The organism is Streptomyces sp. NPDC000941, from assembly GCF_053599555.1.
The window spans coordinates 1-13,566 of record NZ_JBSFMM010000007.1 but is presented as its reverse complement, the minus strand read 5'-3'; the positions used below and the strand labels follow the sequence as shown (position 1 = coordinate 13,566).

16 protein-coding genes are annotated in these 13,566 nt (G+C 72.2%); all 16 read left to right on the top strand.

Annotation, left to right across the window (positions count from 1 at the left end):
• The first annotated feature begins 90 nt into the window (after positions 1–90).
• Positions 91–1,902, top strand: coding sequence for an alpha/beta fold hydrolase (locus ACWDSL_RS04295; RefSeq protein WP_450481564.1), 1,812 nt, complete (start codon positions 91–93; stop codon positions 1,900–1,902).
• On the top strand, positions 1,902–3,146 hold the full coding sequence (locus ACWDSL_RS04290; protein WP_450481562.1) for a beta-ketoacyl-[acyl-carrier-protein] synthase family protein: 1,245 nt from the start codon (positions 1,902–1,904) through the stop codon (positions 3,144–3,146). Before ACWDSL_RS04295 ends, ACWDSL_RS04290 begins: the two co-directional genes overlap by 1 nt.
• Positions 3,143–4,153: a beta-ketoacyl synthase N-terminal-like domain-containing protein gene (locus ACWDSL_RS04285; protein WP_450481560.1), complete on the top strand. Its 1,011-nt coding sequence runs from the start codon at positions 3,143–3,145 to the stop codon at positions 4,151–4,153. The genes ACWDSL_RS04290 and ACWDSL_RS04285 overlap by 4 nt, the downstream gene beginning before the upstream one ends.
• A gap of 7 nt (positions 4,154–4,160) precedes the next feature.
• Positions 4,161–4,952: an SDR family oxidoreductase gene (locus tag ACWDSL_RS04280; protein WP_450481558.1), complete on the top strand. Its 792-nt coding sequence runs from the start codon at positions 4,161–4,163 to the stop codon at positions 4,950–4,952.
• A gap of 95 nt (positions 4,953–5,047) precedes the next feature.
• Entirely contained in the window at positions 5,048–6,013 is a 966-nt protein-coding gene (locus tag ACWDSL_RS04275; RefSeq protein ID WP_450481556.1) for an alpha/beta hydrolase, read from the top strand.
• A complete protein-coding gene (locus ACWDSL_RS04270) occupies positions 6,010–6,360 on the top strand; it encodes a hypothetical protein (RefSeq protein WP_450481554.1) in 351 nt (116 codons plus the stop codon). The genes ACWDSL_RS04275 and ACWDSL_RS04270 overlap by 4 nt, the downstream gene beginning before the upstream one ends.
• Complete coding sequence (locus ACWDSL_RS04265) at positions 6,360–6,767, top strand: hypothetical protein (RefSeq protein ID WP_450481552.1); 408 nt, start codon at positions 6,360–6,362, stop codon at positions 6,765–6,767. The genes ACWDSL_RS04270 and ACWDSL_RS04265 overlap by 1 nt, the downstream gene beginning before the upstream one ends.
• 2 nt (positions 6,768–6,769) lie before the next feature.
• Positions 6,770–7,168: a hypothetical protein gene (locus tag ACWDSL_RS04260; RefSeq protein WP_450481550.1), complete on the top strand. Its 399-nt coding sequence runs from the start codon at positions 6,770–6,772 to the stop codon at positions 7,166–7,168.
• 87 nt (positions 7,169–7,255) lie between these two features.
• Positions 7,256–8,389 carry a beta-ketoacyl synthase N-terminal-like domain-containing protein gene (locus ACWDSL_RS04255; RefSeq protein ID WP_450481548.1) on the top strand — a complete coding sequence of 378 codons (1,134 nt, stop codon included), beginning with the start codon at positions 7,256–7,258 and terminating at the stop codon, positions 8,387–8,389.
• Between the two features lie 99 nt (positions 8,390–8,488).
• Positions 8,489–9,421, top strand: coding sequence for an ACP S-malonyltransferase (locus ACWDSL_RS04250; RefSeq protein WP_450481547.1), 933 nt, complete (start codon positions 8,489–8,491; stop codon positions 9,419–9,421).
• Positions 9,422–9,540: 119 nt separating this feature from the next.
• Entirely contained in the window at positions 9,541–9,795 is a 255-nt protein-coding gene (locus ACWDSL_RS04245; protein WP_385621255.1) for an acyl carrier protein, read from the top strand.
• Position 9,796: 1 nt separating this feature from the next.
• Positions 9,797–10,807 (top strand): 3-hydroxyacyl-ACP dehydratase FabZ family protein, encoded by a 1,011-nt coding sequence (locus ACWDSL_RS04240; protein ID WP_450481544.1) that lies wholly within the window; start codon positions 9,797–9,799, stop codon positions 10,805–10,807.
• 4 nt (positions 10,808–10,811) lie between these two features.
• Positions 10,812–11,567 carry a 3-oxoacyl-[acyl-carrier-protein] reductase gene (gene fabG / locus ACWDSL_RS04235; RefSeq protein ID WP_450481542.1) on the top strand — a complete coding sequence of 252 codons (756 nt, stop codon included), beginning with the start codon at positions 10,812–10,814 and terminating at the stop codon, positions 11,565–11,567.
• Positions 11,568–11,597: 30 nt separating this feature from the next.
• Positions 11,598–12,323, top strand: a complete 726-nt coding sequence (locus ACWDSL_RS04230) for a DsbA family protein (RefSeq protein ID WP_450481540.1) — start codon at positions 11,598–11,600, stop codon at positions 12,321–12,323.
• Between the two features lie 162 nt (positions 12,324–12,485).
• On the top strand, positions 12,486–13,415 hold the full coding sequence (locus tag ACWDSL_RS04225) for an alpha/beta hydrolase (RefSeq protein ID WP_450481538.1): 930 nt from the start codon (positions 12,486–12,488) through the stop codon (positions 13,413–13,415).
• A gap of 50 nt (positions 13,416–13,465) precedes the next feature.
• Positions 13,466–13,566: biotin carboxylase N-terminal domain-containing protein (locus ACWDSL_RS04220; RefSeq protein WP_344316556.1), on the top strand; the 101-nt coding region annotated here is incomplete at its 3' end.

Below are 13,566 nucleotides of genomic sequence, written 5' to 3'. Positions count from 1 at the left end.
CCGGCCGCCCCCGACGCCGTCGCTCCCGCAGCGGCTGAGCCAAGGCGCGGAGGACCCGAGCGCCCGGAGGCGAAGCCGCTAAGAGGGAGGATGCTGTTGTTGCACGGGCTGGCCGGTGGCGCCGCCGTATGGGACGGCTTCAGCGGACTCGTCGACCCGGCCTGGGAGGTGTGGGCCGCCGATCTTCCCTGGAGCGGCTTCTCGCGGCCCGGCTGGCCGGACCGCCCGGTCACCCACTGGGTGGCGGAGGCCGTGGCCCGGGTGCCAGGCGGGCCCGATGTGATCGCCGGCCACTCCTTCGGAGCCTCCGCGCTGCTCTCCTGGCTGGCCGAGACGTCCGCCGAGGACCGCGCGCCCGCCGAGGACCACACGCCTGCCGAGGTCTCCGGGGTCATTCTCGTCTCCCCTTTCTACCGGGCGCGCAAGCACGACTTCGACTGGGCCACGCTGTCGTTCTACGTCAACAACTTCGACCAGATCCTCGAGGACGGCCTGCGGGTCAGCGCCGGTGACCGGCTGTCTCCCGACGTACGGCGCCACATGGCGCTGAAGGTCCGCGACCACGTCGGCCCGTACGGCTGGATGCGCTTCTTCGAGACGTATCTGGCGACCCCTCGGCTGCCGGTGGAGCGCCTGCGGACCCCGTTCCTCATCGTCAGCGGGGAACGGGACAAGGCCGCTCCGGCCGCCGAGGCCATGGGGCTGGCAACGGCGCTGCCTGACGCCGATGTGCGCGTGCTCACCGACGTCGGCCACTTCCCGATGATCGAGCGCGCCGACGAGTTTTCGGAGGCGGTCAACGGCTTCCTCCGCACTGTTGCCGCCCGGCACCCCCGGCCGGGCGAAGCCCTTTCTGTTCCCGATGGAGTACACCTGATGACAGCTGCGGTCGCGCCGACACTGACCAAGGCCCTGCTCGCCGATACCACCACCGTGCGGCTGCGCCCCCGCTACGAGGGCTCCAACATCTGCACCTGGATCGGCTTCAAGCACGTCAACTACCTCGTGGAAGAGGCCGTGCTGATCCACTTCGCGCACTGCGGGGTGCCGGCCCGGCTGCTGTACGAGGAGTACGGCCTCGGCCTGGACATCGTCGGTCTGGACAGCCGCATCCTGCACGCGTTCCACATGGATGACGAGGCGGAGGCGGAGGTGGTGCCGGACACCTCGGCCGACGACGGCACCCTCGGCTTCCGGGTGACCATCCGGGTCGACCGCGACGATTCGACGCTCAAGGCCGTCACCTCCAAGGTGCGTGTCTCGCTGCGTACGGACACCTATCTGGACCCGCCTGTCGAGGCGCCTGAGGAGCTCGCCCCTTTCACCGTCGGCCGGCTCGGTGGGCACGAGGGCGCGACGGAGGCGGCCGGGGCCTGTGTGGCGGCGGACGCGGTGCCGGCGGGCGGCGGGGACGAGGCGGCGGTGCTTGCGGCCCTGACCGAGGGCCGTAACGCCTACGCCTGGAAGTGGAACATCACCTATCCCTACTGCCACTTCACCGAGCGCCTTCAGATGTCCGGCTATCTGCGGCTCATGGAGGAGGCCAAGGACCGCTTCGTCCTCGACCGCGGCATATCCATCAAGACCCTGCTGGACGACCGCAAGTGGATCCCCGTCGTGCCGCACTCCGTGATCCGCGTCGTCGACGAGGCGCTGATGGAGGAAGACCTGTACACGGTCTACACCGTGGAGGAGATCTTCAAGGACTTCACCTACACCTCCCGCATGGACTGCTACGTCATCCGCGACGGCAGGCTCACGCTCACCGCGACCGGCCGGATCGTGCACGGCTACGCGGTGATCGAGAACCGCCGCGACTGGCATCTGGTCCCCTTCGACCAGCGGGTGCTGAGCGCGCTCGGCGGAAAGCTCGCGGCGCCCGGAAAGCCCGGCGGCAGCTGATGGCCGCCGACACCCCCGACGTACTGGTCACCGGCCTGGGCGCGCTGAGCTGTGTGGGCTCGGGCACAGGCGCCCTGTGGCGGGGCATGCACACCGCGCGCAGCGCGCCGACGCGGGTGCCCGATCCGCTCGCGCATATGGACCATCCGCATATGTATCTGGTGCCGGAGGCCGATCTGCCGGTCGGGCCCGAGGAGTTGGACGGGCTGCCGCTGGGGCGCGCCTCCCAGTTCGCCATCGAGGCGGCGCGCGAGGCGGTCGAGAGCGCGGGGCTGACCGGGCTGGCCGGGGTGGATCCGCGCCGGGTGGCCGTCGCGATCAGCAGCGGCATGGGCGACTCCGATCTGCACGAGCGGCGGCGCGCCGGCGAGCCCGCCAAGCACGACCGCTGGGCGCCCGTCTTCCCGGTCGCCTCGGCGGTCGGGGCCTGGCTCGGCGCGCAGGGCGCCAACACCAGCCTCAGCAACGCCTGCGCCGCCAGCGGCTACGCCCTGTCCGTCGCCGCCGATCTGATCCGCTCGGGCGAGGCGGACGTGGTCCTTGCCGGCGGCACCGAGGCGTACTCCCGCACCGCGCTGGCCTGCTTCAACCGGCTGGGCGCGATCGACCCCGAGCGGTGCCGTCCGTTCGCCGCCGACCGGCGCGGGACGATCTTCGGCGAGGGCGCCGCCGTACTGGTCCTGGAGTCGGCGGCGCACGCACGCGCCCGGGGCGCGAAGACGGTCTACGCACGCCTGGCGGGCACCGGCTGGAGCTGCGACGCGTACCACGCGACCGCGCCCGAGCCCGGCGGCGCGCAGATCGAGCGCGCGATGCGCGAGGCCCTGCGGGAGGCGGACCCGGCCCTCGACCCGGCCCTCGATACGGCTTCCGGGGCAGCGGGCCCCGGCCCGCTCGGGTTCGTCGTGCCGCACGGCACCGGCACCGAACTCAACGACGTCGTGGAGGCCCGGGCGCTGTCCGCCGTGCTCGGCGAGGCGGCCCCGCTCACCCCGCTCTACAGCGTCAAGGCGCTGCTCGGCCACACCGGCGGCGCGGCGGGCGCCTTCGCCGCGCTGGCCGCCGTACTCGTACTGCACCACAAGACGCTCCCGCCGAACGTGCCCGTGGGCGCGCTCGACCCCGAGTGCGAGGTGCCGCTGCCCGCCGAGCCCACCCCCATGACCGCGCCCTACGGCCTGGTCAACGCCTACGCCTTTGGTGGCAACAACGTCTCGCTCGTACTCCAGGAGGCGTCCTCATGACCGCTGAACTGATCGTGTCGGGCGTCGGGACGGTGCGCCCCGAGGGGTTCGACTTCAAGACCGCGCTCGGCCGCCGCGGCTACAAGTACCTGCCCACCGCCTCCCAGTACTTCCTCGCCGCCGCCAAACGGGCCCTGGCCGACATCGGGCAGGGCGGCGACCCCCTGGAGGCGGTCGCCGCCGAGCGCCGCGCCGCCGCCGTCGGCACCAACAGCGCGGCCGCCTCGCTGCACGACGCGATGGACCGTACGGTCATGGAGACCGGCGCCGCCGAGCTGAGCCCGGTCCTCGCCCCGTACTTCTCCATCAACCTCTTCGGCAGCCGCCTGGCGACGGAGCATGAACTCAAGGGCTTCAACATCACCTTCGTCAGCCCCCGAGTCGCCGGTCTCGAAGCCATCGAGACCGGTCAGCGCGCCCTCGCCGCCGGCCGGGCCGGCTGGCTGCTGGCCGGGGCCACCGAACAGGTGCTGGCCGAGGACGAGCCGGGGGCGGACACCTCCGAGGCCGGGGCGGTCGCCCTGGTGCTGGAGCCGGCCGCCGCCGTCGCGGCGCGCGGCGGGCGGGCGTACGGCCGGGTGGCGGTCCGCTCGTTCTTCCTGCCGCCCGCCGTGGCCGCCGGCGCGCACGGCGCGGAGCGCGCCCGGGCGCTGATCGACGGCGCGCTCGAAGCGCTGGGCCATGTCGCTGACGGCCCGCTGCCCACCACGGCCGTACTCGACGACTCCCCGGTGGGCGCGGCCTTCGCGGCGGCGCTGGGGGAGCGGGCGGAGCGCGTGTCCGCGGGCGCCGGCTGTCTGGAGCCGGTGGCGCGGGTCGCCGCCGCCCTGGCGGACGGGTCGGGCCCGGCGCGACTGGTGCTCACCGCGGCGGCGGAGGGGAACGCCGCCGTATGCCTCGTCACTCCCGGCGGCCCCGATACGGGAGTTGGCGCACAGGCCGAAACACAAGCCGAAACGCAAGCCGAAACGCAAGCCGAAGCACAAGCGGAAGATGGCGGAGGGTGAGCGGCTGATGATCACATCACTCAAGGGCTCCTGGTGCCTGATCCTGGGCGCGTCCAGCGGCATGGGCCTGGCCACCGCCCAGGAACTGGCGCGCGAGGGCGTCAACATCCTGGGCGTCCACTTCGACACCGCGGAGGGGCAGGACAAGGCCGCCGTCGCGCGCGAGGAGCTGTGCGCCCACGGCGTCCAGGCGCATTTCTTCAACGCCAACGCGGCCTCCGCCAGAACCCGGGAGGAGCTGCTGCCGCAGTTCGCCGAGCTGACCGGCGAGTCCGGCGTCAGGATCCTGGTGCACTCCCTCGCCTTCGGCACCCTGCTGCCCTTCGTCGCCCCCGAGGGCGAAGCGGGCGTGACCTCCCGCCAGATGAACATGACGCTCGATGTGATGGCCCACTCCCTCGTCTACTGGACGCAGGACCTGTTCACCGCGGGCCTGCTGCGCGAGGGCGCGAAGGTGTACGCGATGACCAGCGCGGGCGGCGCCCGCGTCATGCCCAGCTACGGCGCCGTGTCCGCGGCCAAGTCCGCGCTGGAGTCGCATGTCCGCCAGCTCGCCATGGAGCTGGCCCCCTCCGGCATCGCCGTCAACGCGCTGCGCGCCGGGGTGACCGTGACCCCGTCCATGGAGCGCATCCCCGACAGCGACCGGCTCGCCGAGTACGCGCGCGGGCTCAATCCGCACCACAGGCTGACCCGGCCCGAGGACGTCGCCGAAGCCATCTCCCTGCTCTCCCGCACCGACTCCTCCTGGATCACCGGCAATGTGATCGGGGTCGACGGCGGCGAAATCCTGACCTGACCGACCTGACCGACCTGACCGACCTGACCGACCTGACCGACCTGACCGACCTGACCTGACCTGTCCTGAATCAACTCGTACGCCGAGGACCGACGATGACCAGTGCAGACACCGGCGGCGCACCGCCGCGGCGGCCGGGCGGAGCCCTGCGCGCCCCCGCGGCGCCGCTGCTGGGCATCGTCGGCGCGGCCAAGCACGCGTATCAGCTCTATCACCCCCCGCTGCCCGCCGGCCGCGCCCGCACCCCGGCCGACAAGGGGCTGCCGCTGCTCCACAAGACCGTGGTGGCCTCCTTCGACGGCGTCCCGCTGCGCGCCTGGGTGGTGCCGGGCGCCGGGCCGCACACCGTGATCGTGTGCCACGGCATGGGCCGCACCAAGTCCATGGCGCTCGGCCATATCGAACTGCTCCACCGGGCCGGCCACCATGTCATCGCGTACGACATGCGCAACCACGGGGACAGCGGCGCGGACCGGGCGCTGGGCCGGATGGCCGAGCGCTACACCAGCGATCTGCGGGACGTACTCCTCGCCACCGCCGCCGACCCCCGGCTGCGCGGCGGCGCCATCGCCCTGTACGGGTTCTCCTTCTCGACCTGGCCCGCGCTCCAGGTGGTGCGCCGCTCCCGGGTGCCGGTGGCCGCCGTGATCGCGGACAGCGGCCCGGCGTACGACGTCCCGGCCGGGCTGCGCCACTTCGCGGCGCTGCGCGGGCGGACCCTGCCGCCCTGGCTGCGCGGGCCGTTCACGCTCGCCGCCCACGAGCGCGCCTTCGCGTTCTTCGCGATGCGGATGCTGCGCCTGACCGACTGGCCGCCGGACCTGTCCGGGTACGACACCCGGCTGATGTTCATCGCCAGCGCCGACGACACCTTCGTCTGTCCCGCCGCCGTCGCGCAAACCGCCCGCCACTACCCGGGCGCCGAGTACTGGACGGCGGCCGGGGCCCCGCATATGCGGGGGCTGCGGTTCGACGCGGCGGAGTACGAGAAGCGGGTCCTCGGCTTTCTGGCCGACGCGTTCGACACGTCCGAGGGGGCCATGGGGGGTGGGCGACCATGACCGACCATCCGCTCGACCATCCGCTCGACCACCTGCTCGTCGAGAGCGGCGGGGCGGAGTCCGGGCCCGCCTGCGAGCGGTTCGTCGGCGACGCCGTACGGCTGCTCCAGGACGGCCACCGGGTGGTGCTGTTCCTCGTCGAGAACGGGGTGACCGCCGCAGTGCCCGGCGCCTCGCCCCGCGTCGCGACCTTTCTGCGGGACGGTGGCGAGCTGTGGGTGGACGCCTTCTCGGCCGCCCAGCGCGCCCTCCCCGCCGAGGATCTGCTGCCCGGATCCCGCCTCGCGGACATGGACGAGGTGGCGGACCGGCTGCTGGAGCCCCGTCTACGGGCGGTGTGGCACTGATGGCCTGGTCGCCGCCCCCCACCGACGTACTGCTGCAACTCCTCGGCGCCCCGCACCAGACCGAACTCGTCAGCTCGGCCCTGCGGCTGACGACCGCGCTGCTCGGCAAGGGCGCCCGGGTCCAGGTGTGGGCCTGCGGTGACGCCACCCGGCTGACCTGGACGGGCCTCGGCGAGACCAAGCCGCGCAACTACGGCGACTGGGAGCGGGAGTACCCCTCCGCCACCCGGATCGTGTGCGAGCTGCTGACCGACCACCCGGACCGCCTCTACTGGTACGTCTGCGCCTTCTGCGCCGAGGAGCGGGGCACGGCCGACCAGATCCCGCAGGTGCGCAGGCGGCCCATGTTCAAGTACGCCGAGCACGTGGCCGTGGCCGGCAAATGCCTGTCCCTGGGGGTGCACTGACCATGCCCGAGACGACGGCGCGCTGGCTGGTGATGATCGAACGGGCCTATCGGGGCGCGGTCGAGCGGCAGTTCGCCGACGTACTGTCCCTGATCACCGAGTTGCACCGGCAGAGCGGCGGCACCGATCTCGCGCTGCGCGGACTCGCCGCCAGCTACGCCATGACCACCGACTACGAACCGACGGTACGCATCGGCGGCCGCACCCTCGACACCCTCCCCGACCCGCGCGCCACGGTGCGGGACATCCTCGCCGCGGGGGTGGTCGTACTGGTCGAGGAGCCCGACCTCACCGCGCTCGGCCGGACCGCCGCGGACCGGCTGCTGCCCGGCGTACGGGTCGTCGAAGGAGGAGGACTGGCCGCCCGCTGGCCCTCGTACGAACAGGTGTGGTTCCTGTGACCGGGCCCGAGAGTGACGACCCGGGCCGTCGGCGCGCCGCCCACCCGCACACTGCCCCAGCCCTCTCCCGAAGGAGTGCACGGATCCATGGTCTTCGCCACCGCCGCCAGCGGCCCGGTCATCTCCGCCTGGGCCGCCATATCTCCGCTCGGCCTGCACGGGGCGGACTTCGCCACCGGGCTGCACTCCGGCCGCAGGGCCGGTAAGCCACTGGACCCCGAGGAGTGGTCGGTGCCCTTTCACGAGGCCTGCCTCGTGCCCGACTTCCACATCAAGCAGATCCTGGGCCGCAAGGGCACCCGCTCCATGGACCGGGCCACCGGCCTGGCCGTGACCGCCATCGGCCAACTGCTCACCGACGAGCGGCCCGAACGCCTCCCCGGTGTGGGCGAGGACACCGGCGTGGCGCTGGGCACCAGCACCGGAAGCGCCCAGTCCATCATGGACTTCACCCGCGACTCCCTGGTCGGCGAGCGCCCCTTCTTCGTGGACCCGGCCCGGTTCCCCAACACGGTCATGAACTGCGCGGCCGGGCAGACCGCCATCTGGCACGGGTTCAAGGGCCCCAACACCACCATCGCGGGCGGCCGCGCCACCGGGCTGCTCACCCTCCAGTACGCGCTGCGGCTGCAGCGCGCCGGGCGGGCCACCGCCGTGCTGTGCGGGGCCGTCGAGGAGTTCTCCTCCGCCCGCGCCTGGCTGGAGTGGCACTCCCGCGCCGACGGCGACACCGCGGCCGTGCTCGGCGAGGGCGCGGCGGTGTGGCTGCTGGAGCCGAGCGCGGCCGCGCGCGAACACGGGCGCGTCGGCCTGGTCGAGGTGGCGGGCCTCGAGTTCGGCTTCGCCGGCGACCCCGAGGGCGGCGCCGGGCGGGCCCGTACGGTGCTCGCCGACGTGGTACGGCGGCTGCTCGACCGTACGGGCGTGGAGCCCGGCGGGATCTGGGCGGTCGCCGATTCGCAGGCGCCGGGCGCGGAGGGGGAGGCGGAGCGCGCCGCCCTCGCGGAGGTGCTGGACGGCCACGAGCCGCTGCGGATATCGGCCGTCGACTCCATCGGGGACACCTACGCCGCCTCGGCCGCCTTCCAGATCACCGCCGTGCTGGCGCTCGCCGAGCGGTCGGACACCGCCCCCGGCAGCCTGGCCCTGGTCACCTCGGTGGACCGGGACGGCGTGGTCGGCGCGGCCCTGCTCAGGACCCGGCCGCAAGCGACCACGTAACACGCGCGGGACCACCGTGAGGAGCTGGTTGAGATGAGACACGACGACAGAGACAGAGACAGAGCGAGCACAGAGAACAGAGCGAGCACAAGCGACGATATGCGCACCGCCCTTGTCTTCCCGGGCCAGGGCGCTCAGAAGCAGGGCATGGGCGAGGTGTGGCGGGAGGCCGAGTCCTGGCCGCTGGTCGCCGGGATCTCCGAGCACACCGGAGTGGACGTCGAGGACCTGCTGCTGAAGGCGGACGACGAGACGCTGCGCCGCACCGACCTGGCCCAGATCGCCGTGTTCACCACCGAAGTGCTCGCCCACCGCGAGGCGGCAGCGGCCGGTGTGCTGGGCGAGGTGGTCGCGTGTGCGGGGCACAGCCTGGGCGAGTACACCGCGCTGTACGCGGCGGGGGCGCTGTCGCTCGCCGACGCCGCGCGCCTGGTGGCCGCCCGCGGCCGTGCCATGCGCGTCTGCGCCGAGCGGTCGCCGGGCACCATGGCCGCGGTGGTCCGCCTGGACGCGTCGACCGTGGAGGCGCTGGCCGCGCGGGCCCAGGAGGCGGGCGAGGAGCTGTGGGTCGCCAACGTCAACGCGCCCGGCGCCATCGTCGTCTCGGGCACCGCCGACGGCGTGGCGCGGCTCGGCGAGTCGGCCGTCGAGAGCGGCGGCAAGGTGATCCCGCTCAAGGTCGGCGGCGCCTTCCACAGCCCGCGCATGGCGGATGCGGCGGCCGAGCTGGAGGCGGCGCTGGCGGCCGTGGAGTTCGCCGCCGAGCACATGCCCGTCGTCGCCAACGTGGATGCCCGCGCGTACACCGGCGGCGGTCGGTGGCGGGACCTGGAGCTGCGTCAGCTCACCAGCCCGGTGCGCTGGGAGGAATGCGTCCGCACGCTCGCCGGTGAGCTCGGCTGCACCCGCTTCGTGGAGCTCGGCCCCGGCCGCCAGCTGACCGGGATGATCCGCCGGATCGCCAAGGACGCGGCGACCGTCCCGGTCGACTCGTCCGCCGCGCTCGCCAAGCTGACCGCCCCTTCCGACTGAGCACGCCCGACTGAGCACGCCCGACTGAGCACGCCCGACTGAGCACGTACGACCGCAGGACCGCACGACCGAGCCCGCGCAAGCCCGAGCAAGCCCTGAGAACCGCGAGGAGAACACTCATGGCAGACACCGCCGCCGCCCTGGACCTGGAGGAGCTGCGCGCCTTCGTCGCCGACGTCCTCGACGTCGAGGAGGAGGAGGTCACCGACGACGCCGACTTCGTGGAGGAGCTGGGCGTCGACTCCCTCATGGCCCTGGAGGTCATGGTCGTCCTGGAGAAGAAGTACTCGGTGAAGCTCCAGGAGCAGGAGATGAAGGAGATCACCTGTCTCAGCAACGTCTATGACCTGCTGGCCTCGAAACTGGAGAAGTGAGGTGACGACGACAACCGCGTGCGGACCGGTCGACGGCACCATCGAGGTCGTCGACCCCGGGGCCCCGGGCGGCCGCCCGGCCCGGACCAGGGTCCTCATCGACGCGACCGAGCGGGTGTTCGCCGGACACTTCCCGGGCTTCCCCGTCTTCCCTGGCGTCTGCGTGGTCGAGTACGCCCACCGCGGCGCCCTGGCCACGCTCCCCGAGCCCGGCGAGCACTGGACCCTGGCGGCCGTCGAATCGTCCCGGTTCACCAGCCCGGTCTTCCCCGGCGACCTGCTGAGCTGCGATATCACCTGGTCGCGGGGATCAGGGCCGCGGGAGTCCGGGCCGCGGGCGGCCGGGGAGTGGCGCTGCCGGGTGGCCGTGTCCACCGGGCGGGGGCCCGTCGCGCTCGTACGGCTGCGCTACGCCCGCGACGGCGGCGGGCAGCGGGAAGCCGCCGTGGCCGAGCGCACCGCCGAAGCGGCGCCCGCGGTCCCGGAGCACCAGCCGGAGCACCAGCCGGAGCACCGTACGGTGATCGCGACCAGCGAGATCAAGCGGGTGCTGCCGCACCGCTACCCCATGCTGCTGATCGACCGGGTCACCGAGCTGGTGCCCGGCGGTCGTGCGACCGGCATCAAGGCGGTGACCTGCAACGAGCCCTGGTACGAAGGGGTGCGGGACAAGGCCGCCGAGGAGGACTACCACTACCCGTGGACGGCCCTGATCGAGTCCTGGTGCCATGTCGCCGGGGTGCTGGTCGCCCACGACCAGCCGAACCCCGATGTGCTCAGCGGTCAGGTCATGCTGCTGGGCGGCATCACCGACGCCACACCGCTGCGCCCGGCCGTCCCCGGTGACCTCGTCGAGCACCGCGTACGGCTGTCCCGCCAGGTCGGCGAGACCTTCATGTTCGAGGGCGAGAGCCGGATCGGGGACGAGACCGCCCTGACGGTCGGCCGACTGGTGATGACCATGCGCCCCGCCGAGGCCCTGACGGACGCGGTCCCGACGGGAGGTGAGTGACCGGATGCCCGACAACACGACGGCCATGACGGAGCGCGTCGCGCTGGTCTCCGGCGGTTCGCGCGGCATCGGCCGCGCCACGGTGCTGCGGCTGGCCCGGGACGGCTTCGACGTCGCGTTCTGCTACCAGTCCAGCCCGGACGCCGCCCGCAGCCTGGAGAAGGAGGCCGAGGAGCTGGGCGGCGGGCGGGTGATCGGCAAACAGGCGGACGTCTCCGACGCCGACTCGGTGCGCGAACTGGTCGCCTTCGCGGAGGAGCAGTTGGGCGCCATCGACGTCGCGGTGACCTCGGCGGGCATCACCCAGGACAATCCGCTGCTGCTGATGAAGGACGAGGAGTGGCGGCAGGTGCTGGGCGTGAACCTGGACGGCACGTATCACGTGTGCCGGTCGGTGGTCTTCGAGATGATGAAGCGCAAATCCGGCTGCATCGTCAACATCTCCTCGGTGGCCGGGGTGTACGGCAACGCCACCCAGAGCAATTACGCGGCGTCCAAGGCAGGGATCATCGGATTCACCAAGTCGCTGGCCAAAGAGGTCGGCCGCTACGGCATCCGGGCCAATGTGGTGGCGCCGGGCTTCATCGATACGGATATGACCTCCTCGCTGTCGGAAAGTACGCAGAAGGAGGCGCGTAAGAAGATCCCGCTCGGCCGCTTCGGCCGCCCGGAAGAGGTCGCTGACATGGTCGCGTATCTCATCGGGGCGGAGTATGTGACCGGCGCGGTCTTCGAGGTCGACGGCGGCATCGTCATCTGAGCCGTACGGAACAGAAAGGGGGGATCAGCGATGGCCGGCAGGCGCGGCAAGGTGCCACGCTTCTATTTCAACTTTCGCAGTCCGTACAGCTGGATCGCCTACCGCGACCTGATGGACCGCTATCCGGATGTCGCACAGACGGTCGAATGGCATCCGTGGTGGGAGCCGGACGCGGACGGCGAACGCCTCATGAAAGAGCACGGCGAGACATTCCCGTACACCCCGATGACCCGCGAGAAGCACCTCTACGTTCTGCAAGACGTACGGCGGCTCGCCCGCGCCCGCGGACTCGACATCAGCTGGCCGCTGGACGAGGACCCGGTGTGGGAGGTGCCGCACCTCGCGTACTTCCTGGCGCTGGAGGCCGGGCACGGCCCCCGGTACATCGAGCGCGTCTACCGGGCCCGCTGGCAGGAGGGGCGCGACATCTGCGATCCGGCGACGGTCGAGGACATCGCCACGGAGCTGGGGCTGCCGGCCGAGCGGCTGGCGGGGGCGGCCGAGGACCGGGAGCTGCGCGAGGGTCCGGGCCTCGCGGCGCTGCTCGCCCTGGGCCGGGACGGGGCGTTCGGCGTCCCGTTCTTCCTCCACGGCTACGACAAGTTCTGGGGGGTGGACCGGCTGCCCGCCTTCGTCGAGTCCGTACGCGCCCGCGCCCGCGCCCGCCCCGAGCCCGTAGAGCCTGGTGTGTCTGGCGGGCCGGACTTTTCCGCAGCCCGAGCGGGCGACCAGGGCCATGCCGGGGGCTGCGGCTGACCGCACACACGACCCGCACCAATGACCCGCACACATGACCGGACGAACGACCCGCACCGCTCACCCCGCTCATCCACCCGAGACGACCGAGACGACCGAGACGACCGAGACGAGACCCCTCTGACTCCCGACGGACCCCCCATCCCTGCACGGAGGACGCAGATGCCCGAGCCACGGCAGAAGTCGGTACGGTATCCCGCGCTGAAGTCCCGCGTCCTGTCGGCCGCTGCGCTGCCGTTGGCCCCGCTGTACGGGGCCTCGCTGGCGTACCGGGCCTTCCATCCGCGCCGGGCACAGGACGACGGGCATCCGCGGGACTACGGCCTGTCCGCCACGGAGCTGAAGATCCCCTTCGCCGCCCGGAAGTACGTCCACGCCTGGCTGTGCCCCGGATCCGAGCAGAAGGTGGTGGTCCTCGGGCACAGCATGGGGATGAGCAAGACGCGCAGCCTCGGCCACGCCAAGTTCCTGCACGACGCGGGCTATACGGTCTGTCTGTTCGACCACCGCAACCACGGGGCAAGCAGCGTCGACCGGGCGCTGCTCGGCCTCGGCGACCGGTTCGCCAGCGACGTCACCGCCGTCGTCTCCCAGCTGCGTGGCAACCAGGGCTACGGCCAGGCCCGGTTGGCCGTGTTCGGCTTCTCCTTCTCCTGCTTCTCGTCCATGTGGGCGCTGACGCACGAGGGGTTCGCCGTGGACGCGCTGGTGTGCGACAGCGGCCCCGGTCATGACGTACCGCCGCTGCTGCGCAAGTACCTGGAGGCCGGGATGTTGCCGGTGCCGGCGCTGCTGAGCGGGGAGCCGTCGCTGTCGGTGGTCAAGGGGGTGCTGTGCTCGCTGGCGCCTGCCCTGGTCCGCGCGCAGTGGCCGCCGCCCGCGACGGGGAAGTTCGCCGAGATACCGCTGCTGTTCATGTCGGGGGAGCGGGACGCCATCGTGCCGCCTTCCTCAGTGGACGCGCTCGCCGAGCGTTATGCCCAGGCCGAGACGCATGTCCTGCCGAACGCCGAGCATCTGCTCGGCTTGGAGACCGATCCCGAGGCATACGCGAATGTCGTACTGGATTTCCTCAAGCGGGCCCTGGGGTAGCCACTGACCGTCCTGGACGGACGGTTCTTCTGACAGAGGGAAGAGAGAGCATGCAAAAGGTGCTCATCGCCAATCGTGGCGAAATCGCGGTCCGCGTTGCCCGTGCCTGTCGGGATGCCGGTATCGCGAGTGTTGCGGTCTACGCCGATCC

What these genes read in the sequence shown, in the direction of transcription:
- ACWDSL_RS04295 (WP_450481564.1), top strand. Translation starts at nt 91, where the DNA reads ATGCTGTTGTTGCACGGGCTGGCCGGTGGCGCCGCCGTATGGGACGGC.
- ACWDSL_RS04290 (WP_450481562.1), top strand. Translation starts at nt 1,902, where the DNA reads ATGGCCGCCGACACCCCCGACGTACTGGTCACCGGCCTGGGCGCGCTG.
- ACWDSL_RS04285 (WP_450481560.1), top strand. Translation starts at nt 3,143, where the DNA reads ATGACCGCTGAACTGATCGTGTCGGGCGTCGGGACGGTGCGCCCCGAG.
- ACWDSL_RS04280 (WP_450481558.1), top strand. Translation starts at nt 4,161, where the DNA reads ATGATCACATCACTCAAGGGCTCCTGGTGCCTGATCCTGGGCGCGTCC.
- ACWDSL_RS04275 (WP_450481556.1), top strand. Translation starts at nt 5,048, where the DNA reads ATGACCAGTGCAGACACCGGCGGCGCACCGCCGCGGCGGCCGGGCGGA.
- ACWDSL_RS04270 (WP_450481554.1), top strand. Translation starts at nt 6,010, where the DNA reads ATGACCGACCATCCGCTCGACCATCCGCTCGACCACCTGCTCGTCGAG.
- ACWDSL_RS04265 (WP_450481552.1), top strand. Translation starts at nt 6,360, where the DNA reads ATGGCCTGGTCGCCGCCCCCCACCGACGTACTGCTGCAACTCCTCGGC.
- ACWDSL_RS04260 (WP_450481550.1), top strand. Translation starts at nt 6,770, where the DNA reads ATGCCCGAGACGACGGCGCGCTGGCTGGTGATGATCGAACGGGCCTAT.
- ACWDSL_RS04255 (WP_450481548.1), top strand. Translation starts at nt 7,256, where the DNA reads ATGGTCTTCGCCACCGCCGCCAGCGGCCCGGTCATCTCCGCCTGGGCC.
- ACWDSL_RS04250 (WP_450481547.1), top strand. Translation starts at nt 8,489, where the DNA reads ATGCGCACCGCCCTTGTCTTCCCGGGCCAGGGCGCTCAGAAGCAGGGC.
- ACWDSL_RS04245 (WP_385621255.1), top strand. Translation starts at nt 9,541, where the DNA reads ATGGCAGACACCGCCGCCGCCCTGGACCTGGAGGAGCTGCGCGCCTTC.
- fabG (WP_450481542.1), top strand. Translation starts at nt 10,812, where the DNA reads ATGCCCGACAACACGACGGCCATGACGGAGCGCGTCGCGCTGGTCTCC.
- ACWDSL_RS04230 (WP_450481540.1), top strand. Translation starts at nt 11,598, where the DNA reads ATGGCCGGCAGGCGCGGCAAGGTGCCACGCTTCTATTTCAACTTTCGC.
- ACWDSL_RS04225 (WP_450481538.1), top strand. Translation starts at nt 12,486, where the DNA reads ATGCCCGAGCCACGGCAGAAGTCGGTACGGTATCCCGCGCTGAAGTCC.